Raw genomic sequence first — 17,108 nt, forward strand, 5'->3', positions numbered from 1 at the left:
TGTATTGGCTGACACACCGTATTCGCGAGCAAGCCCGATCCCACAATAAGCGGGTCAGGGCAGGAAGATAATCTTGTCGGCACTGCCCTGGTTCACTTGCTCAAAGCACTTCACACCGTCGGCCAGCGACACTTCCCGCAAACCGGTCGGCAGCGGCAACAAGTCCTCATCGAAGAACCGCCCGAACTGCTCCAGCATCACGGCGCATTGCTCGCAGTTGTAGAGCAGCGAATTGATCCCCACCACCGAACCACCCTTGCGATACAACGCCAGGGCCGGCAGTTGCACGTGCCCGTCCACCGGCGCGGCGATGATCGCGATACGGCCAAAAGGCGCCAGCGCCGCCACCGCTGCCGGCAACCAGAAGCCGGTGGTGTCAAAGATCACATCGGCGCCCGTACCGAACAGCGCATTAACCTGCCCGCCCAGCGCTTCCGGCTGGCCCAGTAACAAGCCCTCGAAACCCTGCTCGCGCAAGGCCTCGACCTGTTCCGGCCGACGCACGGCCCCGAGCACCTGGGCCCCACGAATCTTCGCCAGGGCCAACGCCGCGCTGCCTACAGCCCCATTGGCACCAATCACCAGCAAGCGCGTGCCTTTGGTTACACCGCTGCGCTCAAGGGCATCCCACGCCGTGGTGTACGGTACGCCGAGACTGGCGGCCTGGGCAAAGCTCAGATGGCTGGGCTTGTGCGCCACGCCCTTGGCCGACACGGTGAGGTACTGGGCGTGGGAACCGTCAGCGAAAAAACCCAGGTCGCGACCGGTGCCCCAGACTTCCTGGCCAACGAGTTCCTGCGGACCTTCCACCACCACCCCGGCAAAATCACGGCCGGGAATGCGTGGCAACGTGGTGTAGGGGAAACGCCCGAGCACGTTCTTCACGTCGCTGGGGTTCAGCCCGGCAGCCTTGATCTGCACCAGGACTTCACCGGCCGCCGGCACCGGCGTGGCGACATCAACGTAAGCAAGGGCAGCGAGATCGCCGGTGGCGGAAAATTGCAGTGCTTTCATGGCCAATATCCATCGAAGTTCAAAGGGTTCAGGACAACCAGGTGCTGACCAACTGCCGGCCCATGGGCCAGAGTTTCTCGCCCATCAACATGCCCATCAGCCCCACCAGGGCAATGGCGGGAGGCGCAGGCGAGCGAAAGTCCAGGGCACCGTAAATCACGCCGACCAACAGGCCGATGGCCAAGGAAATCAGGTAATTCATGGAACACTCCGCAGCAAGGGTTGAGGCGGTCAGTGTAGGGGGCCTGAAACCGAAGCATCGGCCAAGTGCTTCAGGATTTCGGCCAAGCCTCAGACGGGATACTGCGACGGCGCCATCCCCAGCTCACGACGAAACATGTCGCTGAAACTGCTCGGCGAATAACCCAGGGAACGGGCGATCGCGCTGACCGACTGGCCCTGGATCAACTCGGCCACGGCGGTGGCCAACTGCACCTGGCGGCGCCACTCGGCAAAACCCATGCCCAGGCTGTTCTGGAACAGCCGGGCCAGGGTGCGTACGCTGGCGCCGGCGGCTTCGGCGTGCTGTTCAAAGGGAATGTCCAGGGACGGTGACGCCATCACCGCCTGGCAGGCGCTGGTCAGGCGTCGGTCGGCGCCCACGGGCAAGGCGATACGGATCGGCGAGCGCCGGGCCCGTTGCAGTTCCAGCAGGGCCAGGCCGACCACGGCTTCGTAATAGGCCTGGTCCCCCTTGTCGCCCTGCTCCACCAGCGCCACGATCAGTTCGCGCAGCAGCCCGCCGACCTCGATCACTTGCACCTGGCTGTCCAGGGTCGCTGCCAGCGCCGGGCGCAGGTAAATGTTGCGCATCTGCAAGTCCGACACCACGCGAATCCCATGCTCGACACCCGGCGGCAGCCACACCGCGCGCTGGGGCGGCACCACCAGCGCTTCCCGGGGTGTCTCGACCCACATCACGCCGCTCATGGCATACAGCAACTGGCCCCAATCGTGTTGATGGGGCTCGACATACAACCCACGCGGATAGGTGCGCGCCAAGGGTTGCACGGGGACGGCGTGATCACTGAGGTCGGGAGGCGCGGCAAGGGCCATGGAAGACACATCGTTCAAGTATGGAGCGCCATGATAAGACGTGAACCGGATGATCCGAGTGAATTTTTACCACCTGCGCAGGGTCACTTAAAGACACAAGGAGGGTTTACGGATCCATGACTAACGCAAAACTTTTCGTGATCGACTACACGCTGCATGGCCAGCCCAAGTCATTCATCATCCGCCTGGAAAAACTCGACAACGCCGAAGCCTGGCATTGGGCGAGCTGCGACGCCGGCGTAGGCCGCATCGGGCGCTTTGCCCGTGAGCAGGTGAAGAAGACGAGCCAGCCCCAGGCCGAGAAATTCGGCATCGAAAACGTGCAATGGCGCCGCTCGGATGCGCGCCCCACTGCCTGAAACCTGCAGGAGCGAGCTTGCTCGCGAAGGTCGTTAACGATGACGCGGGGCAACTGGTGCCCCGCGTCGCTCTCGGGTGTTTCGCGAGCAAGCTCGCTCCTACAGGAGGCAGCCGGCGTTAGCCGTGCGCCGACTTGGCACACTCGCACCCGGTCGCCGAAGCACAAGGCTCGCCATGGGCATGATGCTCGGCGCAGCCTTGGCAGCAATAGCCCTTGCCATCCTTCATCACCGCGTTTTTCCCCAACTGGCAGTTGCAGTGGGGGCAGGCACATGTTTTCTCTTGCATGGTCAGACTCCTTTTTCGTGGTCGTCCAGGTGCGGCGAACGCCGACACCTCAAGCAATGACTATAGGCAACGATTCAAGGTTCAAAGGCCCGTCAGTCAGCCCGACGAGCGTTGCTGCGGTACATGAACACCAGGGCCAGCGCGAGGCACAGCATCGCCACGATGCGGCTGCCGGACAGTTCGATCGCCGGGTTGCCGAGCCAGCCGAAGTTATCGATCAGCATGCCCATGCCCAACTGCCCGACAATCACCGCCACCGTCGCCACTGCCGTGCCGACAATCGGGACCGCGCCGACCATCACCATCATGTACACCACCCCGAACAACGCCCCGGTCAGTTGCCACTTCGGCACGTCCAGCAGGCTGACCGCGTGGGCGGGCTCAAAGAACAGAATCAGCAACCCGGTACTGATCGCGCCCACGACAAAGGTCAGCAGGCTGCTGCGCAATACGCCCACCGCCTGCCCGAGGCGGCCATTGATGGCGGCCTGCACACTCAATACCGCACCGGCGGCCACTACCAATACCAACAACAGAATCAGGTTCATCGCCTTAACCTCGCGCAATCAGAACAAGTGCTACCACGATCAACGCCAGTGCAATCCAGCGCTCCACGTTGACCCGCTTGCGGGCAGTGCCAAACCAGCCGAAGTGGTCGATCAGCACGCTCTTGCCCACCTGGCCCGACAAGATCGCAATCATGGTCATCGCGATCCCGATATGCGGGGTCGCCAGGGTCAGCACCACCACGTACATCGGCCCCAGGAAGCCACCGATCAATTGCCAGCGCGGCAGGTCGGTCAACGCCGGACCCTTTTGCGGGCCGCTGAACAGCAACAGCAGGAACAGGATCGCCGAGCCGACGCCGAAGATGCTCAAGGTCGCCCACAAGTGGCCGACCTGCACACCCAGCGGGCCCAGCAAGCCGGCCTCCACCGACAAGCCCATGCCGGCGAAGATCACCAGCGGCAATAGCAACAACCGAAGAAACGTCTTGGGCTTGGCCTGAGCCACACCCGCCACTGAAGAAGCCTGCATACATCACCTGCGCGTTAGAGAGAGGAACAATGGCGCGTATTATCCGGTGGCACTGCTGTGCGATAAATGGGAGCATACCGATAACACCTTTGCGCAATACGCACAGCATGGAGTGATGATGCAGGGTTTGAACGAACTGAGCTTCAAGGCGCTTCGCCTGTTTGTCGCGGTACTGGACTACGGCAGCTTTTCCGAAGTCGCACGCCGCGAAGGCCTGGCGCCCTCCTCCATTTCCCGGCAGGTGCAGTTGATGGAGCAGGCCCTGGGCCAACAGTTGCTGTACCGCCATACCCGTGCGGTCAGCCCTACCGAAGCCGGTCGCCTGCTGGGCCGGCATGCGCGATTGATGCTGGAGCAACTGGAAGCCGCCGGCCAGGCGTTGCAGGAACAGGAAAGCGAACCCAGCGGCCTGGTGCGCATCAATGCGCCGATGGTGTTTGGCCAACGCCACCTCTCGCCGTGGCTTGGGGAGCTGTGTCGGCGTTACCCGAAGCTGCAACTGGATATCCAGCAAACCGACACCTACGTCGACCCGTTGCAAGACGGCACAGACCTGCTGTTTCGCATCGGTGTGCTGAACGATTCCGGCATGCAGGCGCGAATCTTCGCCCCCCAGCGCTTTCGTCTCGCTGCCAGCCCCGGCTATCTGGAGCGTTTCGGTACGCCCCGGCATCCGGACGAACTGGTGAACCACCAGTGCCTGGCCTACAAGGGCGTCACCGGCCAGCAGCGCTGGTTCTTCCGCCGGGACCAGGGCGACTGGACGTCCTACAGCGTCAAGGGCCCGATCACCGGCAACCACGCCGACACCCTGACCCACGCTGCCGAACAAGGCCTGGGGCTGGTGGTGTTCCCGTCATGGTTGATCGGTGAAGGCCTGCGCGCCGGCACGCTGCAGGCGGTGCTCAGCGACTATGAAGTGGCGACGACCCTGGAGCCGCAACAGATTGCTGCGCTGTGGCCGGGTAGCCGGCGGCTGTCGTTGAAGGTGCGGACCGTGATTGATTACTTCGTCGAGTGTTTTGGGGCAGTGCCTTACTGGGACCGTTGAGCAACTGTGGGAAACTATTCGGCCCGCACTGTCGGGAAAAATCCCCCTTCAAGTAAGTCCGATCTGATTTTCCACAACACGGGTCAAAAACCGCTTGCACTCGGGCAGACTTCGAGGAATTCCTTCAGGAGAGACGTCATGGATGCCAGTCATTACCCGTTCGGAAACCTGCAATCGTCCCCGCAAAAATCACCCTCCGCCAGCAGTCGGTTGATCTTTGCCTGCTTACGAAATTTTGGCTATATTTGGCCAAAACCTCGAGAAGACCAAATGATTACCGTACCGTTGGGTGAAGCAAAAAATAATTTATCAAAACTGGTCGATGATGCCGCCGCCGGCCAAATCATCACCATAGCCAAGCATGGGCGCGCGATGGCTCGCCTTGTTCCTGTCGGGAAACCGACAGGCCGGCGAATCGGCGCGATGAAGGGCAAACTGGTGGTGCCGGATGACTTCGATGCGCCATTGCCAGACGACATGCTGGATGCGTTTGAGGGAAACCACCCATGAGAATACTGCTGGATACCCACATCCTGCTTTGGGCCCTGAGCGATGATCCAAAACTGCCAGCGAAGGCCAGAAAGCTGATCGAGAACGCGGCTGAAATTTACGTCAGTGCCGCCACGTTCTGGGAGCTGGCGATAAAGGTCGGGCTCGGGAAGCTCAACGTAAACCTGGACGAAATTCGCGAATACTGCCTGGAAAGCGGCTACGTGGAACTGCCCATCACCTCGGAGCACGCCATCGCGGTCAAGGACCTTGAACACCATCACAGGGACCCGTTTGATCGGCTCATCATTGCAACGGCTATCATTGAGCCGATGAAGTTAGTGACAGCCGACCCCATGGTGGCGAAATACACATCATTGGCCGTTTTGACTTAATTCACTTCGCTCAAAACAACCACTGCCCGATCAGCCAGGCATTCGCCCCGCTGATCACCACAAACAAGCTCCAGGCCAGCAGCCGCGTAGGCAAGCTGTTGACGAACGGCCCCATCAGGCGCTTGTCACCCGTCATGCGGATCAGCGGAAACAACGCAAACGGCAACTGCAGGCTCAACACCACCTGGCTGAGGATCAGCAGCTTGCCGATGGCATCATCCCCCATCAGCCACACCCCGAGGAACGCCGGGATCAGCGCCAGGCCACGGGTGATCAGCCGTCGCTGCCAGCAGGGAATGCGCAGGTTGAGGTAGCCTTCCATGATCACTTGCCCGGCAATGGTGCCGGTGAACGTGGAGCTCTGGCCCGAAGCCAACAGCGCAACACCGAACAGCACGCTGGCGAACACGCCACCCACCAGCGGGTCGAGCAAGTGATAGGCGTCCTGGATTTCCACCACATCAGTGTGGCCGGTCTGGTGGAACGCAGCGGCGGCCAGTATCAGGATTGCCGCGTTGACCAGCAGTGCCAGGGACAGGGAACCGATGGTATCGATACGCGCCAATTTCACCGCGTCCTGGCGGCTGGCCAGGTCCTTGCCGAACAGCCGGGTTTGCACGATGGAGCTGTGCAGGTAGAGGTTATGGGGCATCACCGTGGCCCCCAGTATGCCAATGGCCAGGTACAACGGTGCGGCATCACTGATGGCGGACAACGACGGGGTGAAACCACGAAACACGTCGGGCCAGTAAGGCTTGATCAGCACCAGCTCGATGAAGAAACACACGCCGATAGTCGCCACCAGTGCCAGCATGATCGCTTCCAGCCGGCGGAAGCCTCGATTTTGCAGGGCCAGGATCAGCAAGGTATCGAAGGCAGTGATGACAATCCCGGTGGTCAGTGACACGCCCAGCAACAGGTGAAACGCCAGGGCGCAGCCGAGGACTTCGGCGAGGTCGGTGGCGATGATCGAGATTTCCGCAAGGATCCACTGCACGAACGACGAGCGCCGGCTGTAGCGCTCGCGGCTCAGTTGCGCCAGGTCCTTGCCGGTGGCGATGCCCAGCCGTGAGCACAGGCACTGCACCGCCATCCCCGCCAGGCTCGCCAGCAGCACCACGAACAACAGGTTGTAGCCGTAGCGCGAACCGGCCTCGATGGCGGTGGCCCAGTTGCCCGGGTCCATATAGCCGATGGAAATCAGCAAGCCAGGGCCGGCAAACATCAGCGCACGTTTGAAAAACGAGGCACGGGGATCAACGACGATGGAGCCGGCGACTTCCGGCGGGCAGAACGGGGCGGTAGCGATTTTGGGCAGGCTGAATTTCACGCGGGGTACCAGGCTTTCACACAAGACGTGAACGCAGCTTATCAGTCAGACGCAACGGTACGCATCACCGTCTCCCGGGGCAGATCAAATGCCTCTACCACCTGGACCACCAGATCCATCTCCTGGTTCAGTGCTTCACGCTCCAGGCGCTCGCGAATCACCCCGATCACCAGCACCGCCAGGGTGGTGATGGAATACGCGGGGCCGGAAAACGCCCGCACGCCGGTCACCAGCAGCATCGCCGCCGCGAGCGCCTGCCCCACCACCGGAATGGCCGTGGCCGCGCCCCGGCGCAGGATAAACCCCGTCAACCCGGCCAGCGCGGTCCCGCTGAGGGCAGTGGTGGCTGAGCGCCCGACATCGAAACGATTGAAAAAACCCTGTTCCTTTTGTGCCGCGGCCTTCAACTCTGCCTCGAACACTTGGCGATCAGCCTGGCTGAGCTTGTCCTTGTATTGCTCGATCAGCCGCTCGGCAACCTGCAGTTCCAGATCAGCAAGGGCCACTTTCTCGATCGGTTGATCAAACTTGATACCCACCCGCTGCGCCACGTCCTGGGCGATTTCGCGATAGCTCACGCCATGACCACGGGCCAGGTTCATAAAGGTGTCGCCGCCCATGCGCTGCAACTCGATGGCCAGCTTCAAGGGCTCGCGCACGGTGGCGTCGATAGAGGCACTGCGCTTTTGCGCCATCAGCTCGGCGAAAAACTGCAACTCCTCCGGCCGCGCCTGCACCAGCAGCGGGAACAGCTCGACATCCTCTTCCGCAAAGCGCACTTCGCTGCTGCGCTGATCGGCGCGGATCATGCCCCGGCGTTCCTGCAGCAGGTCGGTGTACTGCACCACCGTCTTCAGTTGCGGCCAATACGCGGCGTGGTCGAACGTGGCCAGGTGCACGTTGGCGACCTTGGCCTTGAGCGCCGGTGTCAGCGGGATCGCATAACGACCGATGCAGCGCTCGGTGTCAGGCTTGAGCGCCAGCGCCCAATCCTTGCTCGAGTGGCAGTTGATCACCCGACCGCTGAGCGGCGCCGAGACCAGGTCCCAGGGGCTGGAGGTACAAATTGCACCGCCCATCAGCAGCAGGTTGTTCAGCGGCAACTCACGGGCCACCTCAGGGCTGGCCAGCAGACTCTTGACCAGGATGCGCGCGCCCAGGGAGTGGCCGATCAGGTTGATCTGCCGCACCTTGATCGACTCGCCATGGAGGTAGTTGGCCAATTCGGGCAGCAGGCTTTTGGCGACCTCATCCACCCGCGCCTCGACGCTTTTGTAGTGGTCGAGGAAATAGGCAATCGCCTTGCCCACCCCGATGGTTGCGGCACCCAGGCTACCGCCACCCAACATCGAGGTAATCACATCCTTGAACGGCGCAAACAGGTTTTCCAGGAAATGCCCTGCCGGCCAGAACAGCATCAGGTTGGTGGAGCCTTCGATGGTTGCCAGTTGCCGGGAGAAACTACCCAGTTGTTGCTGGTTGAAGAACGCCGAATAACCATGCACGTAGAGATTGAGCACATCCCCCTGGGGCTCGCCACACAACACAAACGTGGGCTTGCGGGTGCGGTGCATTTCATCCCACTGGTGTTGCATGTGACGGTGACTCCTGGCGACGACGGAGGGCGATAGTAACAAAGGGCGGGCTACGGGAATGTGAAAAACTGATACTCGGACTATCCATATCGCTGCACAGTGATGACAAAAAACGCGGATTTTGTTCGCAGATTCAGTCCATTAACCTTTGTCGGGTCAACCACTGAAACCGAGGAACACCATGAGCAAGCCCGAGTTTTTCATCACACCCGGTTACGGCGACATTGCACGCGAAACCCTGCATTACACCCAGGCGGTCAAAATCGGCAACCGCGTCGAAACCTCGGGCCAGGGCGGCTGGGATGACGAGTTCCAAATTCCCGAATCCCTCACCGACGAGATCGCCCTGGCCTTTCAAAACCTCGAACGCACCCTGGCGGCAGCCGGCGCCGGCTGGGAGCATGTGGTACACGTCAATTCCTACCACGTGGGAGGTTTCCCGCCGGAGGTGAACGAGCAGATGGTCAAGTGGTACCGCCATTACATGCCCAATCACGCCCCCATCTGGACTGAGCTGGGAGTAGAAGCCCTGGGGCTGCCGGCAATGCGCATTGAAATCCGCGTGACAGCGATTATTGCCTGACGCCGAACCGCTCGATCACCCAGTCGATAAATACCTTCAGCCGGGCGTTCTGATGGCGATTGGGTGGATAGATGATGTGCAACGGCGTGGCGGGCCGGGTCCAGTCTTCGAGTACCGGGACTAAATGGCCTGCCTCTACGTAGTAGTCAACGATGGTCTTGAAATGCTGCCCGACGCCCAGGCCGGCGAGCAGCATTTCCTTGAGGCCGTTGCCTTCGTTGGTGGAAAACGCGCAGTTGCCTACCTCATACCGAGTCGCGCCCTTCTCGAAAATCAACGGCTCCGGCTTACCCGACCCGGCAAAGAAATACCCCACCTTGAGGTGGTTCTTCTCGAGGTCCTCGGGAGACACGGGCGTACCCATGCGCTCCAGGTAGCCGGGGGCCGCACAAGTGACGTACTCGAGGTCGACAACCTTGCGGGCGATCATCGCCATGTCATCGAGCTTGCCAGCGCGCAGCACGCAATCCACGCCCTCCCCCACGATATTCACGGCGCGGTCGCTGATGCCCAGGGCGATGGTGATCTCAGGGTACTCACGATGAAAATCCACCAGCGCCGGGATCAGCAGGCAATTGGCAAAGGACGCCGGCGCATCCACTTTCAGGTGGCCGCCGGGCTTGAGCTTCTGCCCGCGCAGGGCATTGTCCAGTTCATCGAGTTCCGCCACCAGGCACAGCGCGTGGCTGTAGTACTCCAACCCCTCCGGCGTCGCCGCCAGCGCACGGGTGGTGCGATGCATCAACTTGACGCCAAGGTGCTTCTCCAGGTCCGTGATGAGTTTACTGACGGTGGAACGCGGCAGTGCCAACTGGTCGGACGCGCGGCTGAAGGAGCCGGTTTCGACGACACGGACGAAGGCACGCATGGCGAGGAGTTGGTTCACGTTGATGTCCGATGAGGGCAAGAATGGCGAGTATTGTCCATTAAGCTGCACAATGACGACAGGCATTCAGCGAACAAAAAAGCCCGGCGCATGGCCGGGCTTTGACGGAGCGGATGACTCAGTGGGCAAAGTTCTCGATCTTTACCTGGCCATCAGGAAACGTAGCGACAATCTCCAGTTCTCCTCCCATGGCGCGGATATAGTTACGCAGCGTGCTGATATACATGTCGGTACGCCGCTCCATTTTGGACACTGCCGCCTGATTGATATTCAGCGCCTTGGCCAGCGTATCCTGGCTCATCTGTTGCGCCTTGCGCAGTTCATGCAGGGGCATTTCTTTCAGGTGTTGCTGGAAGATGCGCTCTGCATTGGCCCGGGCTTGCGGTGTCATGCGAGCCTGCAGCTCACTGAATTTTTTAGCCATGGTGACGGCCCTCTTTAAGCAGTGTTTCCAAATGTTCGTCATACAACTTCTCAGCCAGCGGGACGTATTCGTCATACCACCGGCCTCGACCGGTTTTATCCCCGCCAATCAGCAACAAGGCACACCGGCGCGGATCAAATGCATACAGGACGCGGTAAGGCCGCCCGGCATGTTGCACCCGCAACTCTCGCAGGCAGCCATGCCTGGAGCCCTTGATATCGCTGCTGCGGGGGGAAGCCAAGGCCTGGCCCCAGAAGGCTCAGTAAATCCACACTGACCGATACTGAGGATTGCTCCTTTGCATCCAGACCGCCCCACCAGATTCCAAACTCGTCCGTGTATTCAATGTCCCAACTCATGCAAATATTCCATCCATGGAATATAAACTCAAGGGCATAATTGTAGGAGTTCCTGCCGTGTACAGGCTTCCGTCTGTCCCGGAAAAGTGTTTGTAGATTATTCCCGCACAATGCTCAGCCCATAAAAAACCACCCTTTCGCGCGGCTGAAGACACGACCACAGCGCCGGCACCACGGATGATCCCGACCGCCACGTGCATAAAACTCATTGAAATAAATGGTATTAATAGTTTGGAGAGTGCTGCGAAAGAACCGGACGACATCCAATGAACCCGGAGGCGAAGGCCTTGGGACCTGCAAAGCAAGCTCGCTCCTACAGTAAAACCTGTTGATTCAGCAAAACGATCCCGGAGTTCCCAATGCCCCATGAAGGCAACCTGTTACAAGCGGCCGTTGTATTCCTGCTCGCTGCCGTCCTGACCGTGCCCCTGGCCAAGCGCCTGCAACTGGGTGCCGTGCTGGGTTACTTGCTGGCCGGAGTGATCATCGGCCCATCGGTGCTGGGCCTGGTGGGCAACCCGCAAAGCGTCAGCCAGTTTTCCGAACTTGGGGTGGTATTGCTGCTGTTCATCATTGGCCTGGAGTTGTCACCGAAGCGTCTGTGGGTGATGCGCAAGGCAGTGTTCGGTGTAGGCCTGGCACAGGTGTTACTGACGGGCACCGTGATCGGCGTGGTCGCGCTGTTCGTGTTTGGCCAATCATGGAACAGCGCGATTGCGCTGGGCCTTGGCCTGGCGCTCTCCTCCACCGCGTTTGGCCTGCAAAGCCTCGCCGAGCGCAAGGAACTCAACCAGCCCCACGGGCGACTGGCCTTTGCGATTCTGTTGTTCCAGGACATCGCCGCCATCCCGTTGATCGCCATGGTGCCGCTGCTCGCGGGCAGCGATCATCCCGCCACCACCTCCCAGGGCCTGCGACACGGCCTGGAAGTACTGGGCAGCATCGCCGTGGTGATCATCGGCGGGCGCTATCTGTTGCGGCCGGTGTTTCGCATCGTCGCCAAGACCGGCCTGCGGGAGGTCTCCACCGCCACCGCGTTGCTGGTGGTGATCGGCACCGCATGGCTGATGGAATTGGTGGGCGTGTCCATGGCCCTCGGCGCCTTCCTCGCCGGGTTGCTGCTGGCAGACTCCGAATACCGGCATGAGCTGGAATCGCAGATCGAACCGTTCAAGGGCCTGCTGCTGGGTCTGTTTTTTATCAGCGTGGGCATGGGCGCCAATATCAGCCTGCTGTTCAGCGCGCCGGTGATCGTGCTGGGGCTGACCCTGCTGCTGATCGCCATCAAGTTGCCGCTGCTGTTTTGCGTGGGTCGCCTGGCAGGCGGCCTGAACCCTGAAAGCGCGCTGCGCCTGGGCGTGGTGCTGGCAGCCGGTGGTGAGTTCGCATTCGTGGTGTTCAAGATCGGCCGCGACCAGGGCCTGTTCGAGCCGCACCTCTACGACATCCTGGTGCTGACCATCACCCTGTCCATGGCCGTGACGCCATTGCTGCTGTTGCTCTGCCCGAAGCTGTTCAAGCCCAAGGCCAAGCCGGTGGAAGTACCCGAGGAATACCGTGCCATCGAAAGCGATGCGCCACGGGTGGTGATCGCCGGGATGGGCCGCATGGGGCAGATCGTGGCGCGGATCCTGCGGGCACAGAACATCTCGTTCATTGCCCTCGACACCTCGGTGGAAACCATCGAACTGACCCGCAGTTTCGGCGGCATGCCGGTGTTCTACGGCGACCCGCAGCGCCCGGAAATCCTTCACGCAGCGAAAGTCGACCAGGCCGAGTTTTTCGTGATCGCCATGGACGACCCCGAGATCAACATCAAGACCGCCGCGCTGGTACGCAGCCTCTACCCGCACATGAAGATCATCGCCCGCGCCCGTAACCGCCAGCATGTGCACCGCCTGGTGGACCTCGACGCGTCACCGGTGCGCGAGACGTTTTACTCCAGCCTGGAAATGAGCCGCCGCACCCTGGTGGGCCTTGGCTTGACCCAGGCCCAGGCCGACGCGCGCATCAGCCGCTTCAAAAACCATGACCTGCAATTGCTGGCGGCCCAACACGCCGTGTATGACGACGCGGCCAAGGTGATGCAGTCTGCCCAGGAAGCCCGGACGGAACTGGCACGGCTGTTTGAGATGGACCGGATCGAGGAAGAGTCCGACAAGGTGTAGGGATGGAGATGAACGATCTTGCGAGTTTTCTGACAGAATACGGCGCAATTTCGTTCATCCCTGGAGAGCTTCATGGCCACCCTCAGCAAGACCGCAGCCCTCTTGGCCCTCGCGCTGGCCGCCGGCTTCGGCGCCAGCCAAGTCCTCGCCGCCAGCAAGCCAGCGGCGCAGAAGACCGCCACCCAGACCATCTCCACCCTGGATGGCAAGTTCAGCTTCAACCTGCCCAAGTCCTACCTGGCCGACCCACTGCCGGCCGGTGATGCCGAGCACGGCACCGCAGGCGCCAGCGGCACGATGTACAGTGACCAGGCCACCAAAAGCGTGATCTTCGTCGTCGAAAAACCGAGTGTCGCCGGCCTGATCAAGGACAACGACCCGCAGTTCCTCGACGGTGCCGTGGCGGATTTCGTCAAGGAACAAAGCGCCGCCCTGCCGGACTTCAAGAAAGGCGCCGAGAAGAAACTCACCGTGAAAGGCCTGGCCCTGCGCCAGGTCGACAGCACCGCGACCATGGGCGGTGGCAAGACACTGAGTTCCACCTTCCTGACGGGTTCCGGCAGCCACCAATTGGTGGTGCAGGCCATTTCCCGGGCGGATGATGAAGCCGGTCATGCACTGTTGGTGAAGCAGATTATCGGCGGTAAATAACCGGTTTTAATCTGGCAATGAAAATCCAATGTGGGAGCGGGCTTGCTCGCGAATGCGGTGGGTCAGTTAATACATGTGCTGACTGCAACACCGTCTTCGCGAGCAAGCCCGCTCCCACATTTTTGATCGCGTTCACATCGCAGGATTCAACGCAGGCTCTTTTCCAGCCACTGCTTCAAGTCCAGCAACTCCGCCTCACCGACGGTATGAATCATCCCCGGGTAGCCGTGGAATTCCGGGGTGAGGCCAATCCCCTGCAATACCTCGTTGGCCCGCGTTGCCGAGTAGTACGGCAGCGCCTGGTCCAGCGTCCCGTGACCGATGAAAATCGCCAGCTTGCCCAGTCGCGCATCCGGCTTGAGTTCGGCCTTGAGTACCGGCAGCAGGCTGCCGCTCAACGCCGAAATCCCGCGCAGGGTTTCGGGATGTCTTAACCCGACTTCGTACGACATGATCGCACCCTGGCTGAAACCCACCAGAAACACCCGCTCAGGTTGGGTGTGGTACTTGGTGGTGGCCTGGGCGACGAAGGCCTCGATCAGCTTGGCGCTGCTCTGCAGGTCGGCGGTCTCGCCATCAAAATCGCCATCGCCCGGCTTCTTGCGAAACCAGCGATAACCACCGCCCTCCACCGGCATCGGTGCCCGTGCAGACAGGTAGGTCCAGGTCGACGGCAAGCGGTCCTTGAGCCCGAACAGGTCGGCCTCGTCACTGCCATAACCGTGCAGGAAGATCACCAGCGGCTCGTTGCGGGCATCACTTTGAGTCTGTTCCAGATAAGGCAGCGGCAGGTCGGTGTGCAATACGTCTTCGGCCTGTGCGGCGCCGGTAAACAGCGCTACCGTCAGGGCAATCAGTTTGAGCATGAGCATCAACCTCTAGGGTTTGCGCAACAAATAGGTATCCATGATCCAGCCATTGGCCTGGCGCGCCGCCTTGCGCACACGTTCAATCTCTTCGGCAACCTCGGCCACTTTGCCGCTGATCAGGATTTCATCCGGTGTGCCCAGGTAGGCGCCCCAGTAGATATCCAGGTCCTGATCGGCCACGGTGCGGTAGGAATCTTCGGCATCGAGCATGACAACCAGGGTGTCGGCATCACTCGCCTGCCCCGCCGCCAACCGGCGCCCGGTGGTGATTTCGATGGAGCGACCGATGCGGTTCAGCGGCACTTTGTGCTGCGCCGCCAACGCCTGGACGCTGGTGATCCCGGGGATCACTTCAAATTCGAATTCGCAGCTGCCGCTGGCGAGGATCGCCTGCAGGATACGAATGGTGCTGTCGTACAGTGCGGGATCGCCCCAGGCCAGGAATGCGCCCACTTCGCCGTCGGCCATTTCTTCATTGATCATCCGTTCGAAGGTCTGCTGCTTGTCGCGGTTCAGGTCCTTCACGGCGGTGGTGTAGTCGATATCGCCACGCACCCGCTCGGGGCAATCGGCCTCGACAAAGCGGTAGGCGTGATCGGTGATGTAGGTCTCGCAGATTTCCCGGCGCAGGTCGATCAGCTTGTCCTTGCTCTGGCCCTTGTCCATCAGGAAAAACACGTCGGTGCGGTTGAGCGCCTTGACCGCCTGCATCGTGATGTAGTCAGGGTTGCCGGCGCCAATGCCGATGATCAGGATGCGTTTCATGGGAAAGTCTTCATGGGTGGTCTCGGTGCGGGGAACGGATTTTGCCATGTTCGGGACGTCAGGCGTGAGTTTCCAGGCGCAGGCGCCAACGCCCATTGAAGCGCAACTCGGTGGATGACAGCGGTTCCACGTCGATCAGGTTGAACATGGCGGGTGGGCATTGCATGACATGCAGCAGCGCTGCGCGGATCACAAATGGATGCGTCACCGCCACGACATGCCCCGGGGATTGCTCGAGGGACTGCAACCACTGCCCTATCCGCTCACACAGTTGCACTACCGACTCGCCGCCGTGGGGCGCCGAGGTGCTGTCGGTCAACCAGGCCTGAAGCGCTTCGGGTTCGGCCTGCTGAACCTCCTCGATCGCCAACCCTTGCCAGCGGCCAAAATCACAATCGCGCAGGGCTGTTTCAACCAAAGCATCGTCGGCAAACAGCGCCGCCGTCTGCCGGGTCCGTGCCTCCGGGCCGCACAGCACCCGGGGTGCACGCTTGAAGCGTTGCCCCTGGGAAAGCGCCGCCTGCTGCCAGTCCATCTCCACCGACTCATCCAGCGCAAAGCGTGCCTGTTTCTGGGCACGGGTGCTGGCGTGGGCAACAAGGGTCAAACGGGTGGCCTGCATGACAAATCGCTCTGGTTTTAAGGTGCAGTCAGCGTAGACTTGCGAAGTTGTTTCAACATGTTTCAAATATTCTGCAACAGGAAGCCGGTTCAATGCCGGCGCGGTCGCGCCACTGTATTCGGCCTTCTAGCCGTAAGCCAGACCCTGTTTCAGCCAACTCGCTATCCATTTCGGGACGCGTCATCCCTGGAGGTTCTCATGGCTTATACCGCTGCAACTGGCTCCGACGTTTCAATACCGTCCATTCCCCTGGGCGAAATCCTGCCCTGGGCGATCTTCGGCGGCCTGCTGCTGTTGCTCGCGATTTACTTCGTCGGCGCCGAGCAAGGCGCGACGGCCGTGTTCAAAGGCATGTACGTGCATGAGTTTGTGCATGACGGTCGCCACCTGCTGGGTTTCCCCTGCCATTGATTGGAGCGTGACGACATGACAGGGCATTTACTCGTTCGCGGGATGCTGGTGGGCCTGCTCGCCGGCATCCTGGCCTTCGGCTTCGCCAAGACTTTTGGTGAGCCGCAGATCGACAAGGCCATCGCCTTCGAAGATCAGATGGCACAGATGCACGGCGACGCGCCGGAAGAAGAACTGGTGAGCCGCGAAGTACAAAGTACCTTCGGCCTGTTCACCGGCGTGGTGGTGTACAGCGTCTCCCTGGGTGGCATTTTCGCCCTGGTGTTCGCCTACTCCCTGGGCCGCATCGGCAAGGTCGGCCCCCGTGGCTTGGCAGCGCTGCTGGCATTGGCGGCGTTTGTGACGATCATCGTGGTGCCGGGGCTGAAGTATCCGGCCAACCCACCATCGGTGGGCGACCCCGCCACCATCGCGCAACGCACCAAGCTGTTCTTCCTGATGCTGCTGGTGTCGGTGGCGGCTGCGGTGATTGCGATCAACGCGGCGCGCAAGCTGATTGCCAGCCGTGGCCTTTGGACAGGCACAATCCTCGGTGTGGCGCTGTACATCGTGATCGTGTCGGTGGCCGGCAGCTTGTTCCCGACCATCAACGAAGTGCCGGAACAATTCTCGGCAGTGTTGCTGTGGAAATTCCGCGTGGCTTCCCTGGGGATTCAACTGGTGCTGTGGACCACCCTGGGCCTGGTGTTCGGCGCCGTGGCCGAGCGCAAGCTGAGCCAGCCTCAGGCGCGTCTCAATTCCTGACGGTACAGGT

Annotated in this window: 22 protein-coding genes, 1 pseudogene and 1 riboswitch; of the genes and pseudogenes, 9 read left to right on the plus strand and 14 right to left on the minus strand. The window is 61.0% G+C overall.

The features are described 5' to 3' along the window. Positions 1-54 precede the first annotated feature (54 nt). The 3 genes from HX824_RS22450 to HX824_RS22460 form a co-directional block, all read right to left on the minus strand. A complete protein-coding gene (locus tag HX824_RS22450; RefSeq protein ID WP_177022769.1) occupies positions 55-1,014 on the minus strand; it encodes a zinc-binding alcohol dehydrogenase family protein in 960 nt (319 codons plus the stop codon). A gap of 28 nt (positions 1,015-1,042) precedes the next feature. Next, on the minus strand, positions 1,043-1,216 hold the full coding sequence (locus HX824_RS22455; protein WP_177008241.1) for a DUF1427 family protein: 174 nt from the start codon (positions 1,214-1,216) through the stop codon (positions 1,043-1,045). 89 nt (positions 1,217-1,305) lie between these two features. Then, a complete protein-coding gene (locus HX824_RS22460; protein WP_102369315.1) occupies positions 1,306-2,070 on the minus strand; it encodes a helix-turn-helix domain-containing protein in 765 nt (254 codons plus the stop codon). Positions 2,071-2,186: 116 nt separating this feature from the next. Here HX824_RS22460 and HX824_RS22465 point away from each other — a divergent pair, with 116 nt between their 5' ends. Then, the gene (locus HX824_RS22465) at positions 2,187-2,429 is read left to right on the plus strand and encodes a DUF6555 family protein (protein ID WP_017479865.1); all 243 of its coding nucleotides are present in this window, start codon (positions 2,187-2,189) and stop codon (positions 2,427-2,429) included. Between the two features lie 118 nt (positions 2,430-2,547). Here the strand turns inward: HX824_RS22465 and HX824_RS22470 are convergent, their stop codons facing one another. The 3 genes from HX824_RS22470 to HX824_RS22480 all read right to left on the minus strand — a co-directional run bounded on the left by HX824_RS22470 (position 2,548) and on the right by HX824_RS22480 (position 3,756). After that, the gene (locus HX824_RS22470; RefSeq protein ID WP_008437063.1) at positions 2,548-2,718 is read right to left on the minus strand and encodes a metallothionein; all 171 of its coding nucleotides are present in this window, start codon (positions 2,716-2,718) and stop codon (positions 2,548-2,550) included. A 92-nt stretch (positions 2,719-2,810) separates the two neighbouring features. Beyond that, positions 2,811-3,266 carry a DMT family transporter gene (locus tag HX824_RS22475; protein WP_003208100.1) on the minus strand — a complete coding sequence of 152 codons (456 nt, stop codon included), beginning with the start codon at positions 3,264-3,266 and terminating at the stop codon, positions 2,811-2,813. 4 nt (positions 3,267-3,270) lie between these two features. Then, on the minus strand, positions 3,271-3,756 hold the full coding sequence (locus HX824_RS22480) for a DMT family transporter (RefSeq protein ID WP_008437061.1): 486 nt from the start codon (positions 3,754-3,756) through the stop codon (positions 3,271-3,273). A 118-nt stretch (positions 3,757-3,874) separates the two neighbouring features. Here HX824_RS22480 and HX824_RS22485 point away from each other — a divergent pair, with 118 nt between their 5' ends. The 3 genes from HX824_RS22485 to HX824_RS22495 all read left to right on the plus strand — a co-directional run bounded on the left by HX824_RS22485 (position 3,875) and on the right by HX824_RS22495 (position 5,691). Next, the gene (locus HX824_RS22485; RefSeq protein WP_023658922.1) at positions 3,875-4,807 is read left to right on the plus strand and encodes a LysR family transcriptional regulator; all 933 of its coding nucleotides are present in this window, start codon (positions 3,875-3,877) and stop codon (positions 4,805-4,807) included. Between the two features lie 138 nt (positions 4,808-4,945). Next, positions 4,946-5,317 carry a type II toxin-antitoxin system Phd/YefM family antitoxin gene (locus HX824_RS32670; RefSeq protein ID WP_003208094.1) on the plus strand — a complete coding sequence of 124 codons (372 nt, stop codon included), beginning with the start codon at positions 4,946-4,948 and terminating at the stop codon, positions 5,315-5,317. Further along, entirely contained in the window at positions 5,314-5,691 is a 378-nt protein-coding gene (locus HX824_RS22495; protein ID WP_003208092.1) for a type II toxin-antitoxin system VapC family toxin, read from the plus strand. The genes HX824_RS32670 and HX824_RS22495 overlap by 4 nt, the downstream gene beginning before the upstream one ends. Positions 5,692-5,701: 10 nt before the next feature. On the opposite strand, the gene HX824_RS22500 is transcribed toward HX824_RS22495, so the two are convergent. Continuing rightward, positions 5,702-7,021 carry an Nramp family divalent metal transporter gene (locus HX824_RS22500; RefSeq protein ID WP_177008242.1) on the minus strand — a complete coding sequence of 440 codons (1,320 nt, stop codon included), beginning with the start codon at positions 7,019-7,021 and terminating at the stop codon, positions 5,702-5,704. Between the two features lie 41 nt (positions 7,022-7,062). Continuing rightward, complete coding sequence (locus tag HX824_RS22505) at positions 7,063-8,616, minus strand: DUF726 domain-containing protein (protein ID WP_008437056.1); 1,554 nt, start codon at positions 8,614-8,616, stop codon at positions 7,063-7,065. A 181-nt stretch (positions 8,617-8,797) separates the two neighbouring features. Between HX824_RS22505 and HX824_RS22510 the strand changes: the two genes are divergently transcribed. After that, positions 8,798-9,199 (plus strand): RidA family protein, encoded by a 402-nt coding sequence (locus HX824_RS22510; protein ID WP_003208087.1) that lies wholly within the window; start codon positions 8,798-8,800, stop codon positions 9,197-9,199. On the opposite strand, the gene HX824_RS22515 is transcribed toward HX824_RS22510, so the two are convergent. The 3 genes and pseudogenes from HX824_RS22515 to HX824_RS22525 form a co-directional block, all read right to left on the minus strand. Further along, positions 9,189-10,085, minus strand: a complete 897-nt coding sequence (locus tag HX824_RS22515; protein WP_371319420.1) for a LysR family transcriptional regulator — start codon at positions 10,083-10,085, stop codon at positions 9,189-9,191. The genes HX824_RS22510 and HX824_RS22515 overlap by 11 nt on opposite strands. A gap of 118 nt (positions 10,086-10,203) precedes the next feature. Then, positions 10,204-10,509 carry an XRE family transcriptional regulator gene (locus HX824_RS22520; protein WP_177055090.1) on the minus strand — a complete coding sequence of 102 codons (306 nt, stop codon included), beginning with the start codon at positions 10,507-10,509 and terminating at the stop codon, positions 10,204-10,206. Then, a pseudogene (locus HX824_RS22525) lies at positions 10,502-10,868 on the minus strand (type II toxin-antitoxin system RelE/ParE family toxin). Before HX824_RS22525 ends, HX824_RS22520 begins: the two are co-directional and overlap by 8 nt. 359 nt (positions 10,869-11,227) lie before the next feature. Here HX824_RS22525 and HX824_RS22530 point away from each other — a divergent pair. Then, a complete protein-coding gene (locus tag HX824_RS22530; protein WP_087694163.1) occupies positions 11,228-13,036 on the plus strand; it encodes a monovalent cation:proton antiporter-2 (CPA2) family protein in 1,809 nt (602 codons plus the stop codon). A 72-nt stretch (positions 13,037-13,108) separates the two neighbouring features. Next, positions 13,109-13,687 (plus strand): hypothetical protein, encoded by a 579-nt coding sequence (locus HX824_RS22535; RefSeq protein WP_003208079.1) that lies wholly within the window; start codon positions 13,109-13,111, stop codon positions 13,685-13,687. Between the two features lie 146 nt (positions 13,688-13,833). Here the strand turns inward: HX824_RS22535 and HX824_RS22540 are convergent, their stop codons facing one another. The 3 genes from HX824_RS22540 to HX824_RS22550 are packed head-to-tail and all read right to left on the minus strand — an operon-like array spanning position 13,834 to position 15,943. Next, a complete protein-coding gene (locus tag HX824_RS22540; RefSeq protein WP_177055091.1) occupies positions 13,834-14,553 on the minus strand; it encodes an alpha/beta hydrolase in 720 nt (239 codons plus the stop codon). A gap of 12 nt (positions 14,554-14,565) precedes the next feature. After that, entirely contained in the window at positions 14,566-15,321 is a 756-nt protein-coding gene (gene cobF, locus HX824_RS22545; RefSeq protein WP_003208076.1) for a precorrin-6A synthase (deacetylating), read from the minus strand. A gap of 58 nt (positions 15,322-15,379) precedes the next feature. Next, positions 15,380-15,943 carry a histidine phosphatase family protein gene (locus HX824_RS22550; RefSeq protein WP_003208075.1) on the minus strand — a complete coding sequence of 188 codons (564 nt, stop codon included), beginning with the start codon at positions 15,941-15,943 and terminating at the stop codon, positions 15,380-15,382. A 47-nt stretch (positions 15,944-15,990) separates the two neighbouring features. Beyond that, positions 15,991-16,110, plus strand: a riboswitch (cobalamin riboswitch). A 31-nt stretch (positions 16,111-16,141) separates the two neighbouring features. Between HX824_RS22550 and HX824_RS22555 the strand changes: the two genes are divergently transcribed. Both HX824_RS22555 and HX824_RS22560 read left to right on the plus strand, forming a co-directional pair. Beyond that, positions 16,142-16,354, plus strand: coding sequence for a CbtB domain-containing protein (locus HX824_RS22555; RefSeq protein ID WP_003208073.1), 213 nt, complete (start codon positions 16,142-16,144; stop codon positions 16,352-16,354). A 15-nt stretch (positions 16,355-16,369) separates the two neighbouring features. Further along, positions 16,370-17,098 (plus strand): CbtA family protein, encoded by a 729-nt coding sequence (locus HX824_RS22560; RefSeq protein WP_177055092.1) that lies wholly within the window; start codon positions 16,370-16,372, stop codon positions 17,096-17,098. The last annotated feature ends 10 nt before the right edge of the window (positions 17,099-17,108 follow it).

It is taken from the genome of Pseudomonas sp. D4002 (assembly GCF_013385665.1).
Taxonomy (GTDB): Bacteria; Pseudomonadota; Gammaproteobacteria; order Pseudomonadales; family Pseudomonadaceae; genus Aquipseudomonas.

Bases quoted from the DNA above. Each gene is read 5' to 3' on its own strand.
- HX824_RS22450 (WP_177022769.1), bottom strand. From the start codon at position 1,014: ATGAAAGCACTGCAATTTTCCGCCACCGGCGATCTCGCTGCCCTTGCT.
- HX824_RS22455 (WP_177008241.1), bottom strand. From the start codon at position 1,216: ATGAATTACCTGATTTCCTTGGCCATCGGCCTGTTGGTCGGCGTGATT.
- HX824_RS22460 (WP_102369315.1), bottom strand. From the start codon at position 2,070: ATGGCCCTTGCCGCGCCTCCCGACCTCAGTGATCACGCCGTCCCCGTG.
- HX824_RS22465 (WP_017479865.1), top strand. From the start codon at position 2,187: ATGACTAACGCAAAACTTTTCGTGATCGACTACACGCTGCATGGCCAG.
- HX824_RS22470 (WP_008437063.1), bottom strand. From the start codon at position 2,718: ATGCAAGAGAAAACATGTGCCTGCCCCCACTGCAACTGCCAGTTGGGG.
- HX824_RS22475 (WP_003208100.1), bottom strand. From the start codon at position 3,266: ATGAACCTGATTCTGTTGTTGGTATTGGTAGTGGCCGCCGGTGCGGTA.
- HX824_RS22480 (WP_008437061.1), bottom strand. From the start codon at position 3,756: ATGCAGGCTTCTTCAGTGGCGGGTGTGGCTCAGGCCAAGCCCAAGACG.
- HX824_RS22485 (WP_023658922.1), top strand. From the start codon at position 3,875: ATGCAGGGTTTGAACGAACTGAGCTTCAAGGCGCTTCGCCTGTTTGTC.
- HX824_RS32670 (WP_003208094.1), top strand. From the start codon at position 4,946: ATGGATGCCAGTCATTACCCGTTCGGAAACCTGCAATCGTCCCCGCAA.
- HX824_RS22495 (WP_003208092.1), top strand. From the start codon at position 5,314: ATGAGAATACTGCTGGATACCCACATCCTGCTTTGGGCCCTGAGCGAT.
- HX824_RS22505 (WP_008437056.1), bottom strand. From the start codon at position 8,616: ATGCAACACCAGTGGGATGAAATGCACCGCACCCGCAAGCCCACGTTT.
- HX824_RS22510 (WP_003208087.1), top strand. From the start codon at position 8,798: ATGAGCAAGCCCGAGTTTTTCATCACACCCGGTTACGGCGACATTGCA.
- HX824_RS22520 (WP_177055090.1), bottom strand. From the start codon at position 10,509: ATGGCTAAAAAATTCAGTGAGCTGCAGGCTCGCATGACACCGCAAGCC.
- HX824_RS22530 (WP_087694163.1), top strand. From the start codon at position 11,228: ATGCCCCATGAAGGCAACCTGTTACAAGCGGCCGTTGTATTCCTGCTC.
- HX824_RS22535 (WP_003208079.1), top strand. From the start codon at position 13,109: ATGGCCACCCTCAGCAAGACCGCAGCCCTCTTGGCCCTCGCGCTGGCC.
- HX824_RS22540 (WP_177055091.1), bottom strand. From the start codon at position 14,553: ATGCTCAAACTGATTGCCCTGACGGTAGCGCTGTTTACCGGCGCCGCA.
- cobF (WP_003208076.1), bottom strand. From the start codon at position 15,321: ATGAAACGCATCCTGATCATCGGCATTGGCGCCGGCAACCCTGACTAC.
- HX824_RS22550 (WP_003208075.1), bottom strand. From the start codon at position 15,943: ATGCAGGCCACCCGTTTGACCCTTGTTGCCCACGCCAGCACCCGTGCC.
- HX824_RS22555 (WP_003208073.1), top strand. From the start codon at position 16,142: ATGGCTTATACCGCTGCAACTGGCTCCGACGTTTCAATACCGTCCATT.
- HX824_RS22560 (WP_177055092.1), top strand. From the start codon at position 16,370: ATGACAGGGCATTTACTCGTTCGCGGGATGCTGGTGGGCCTGCTCGCC.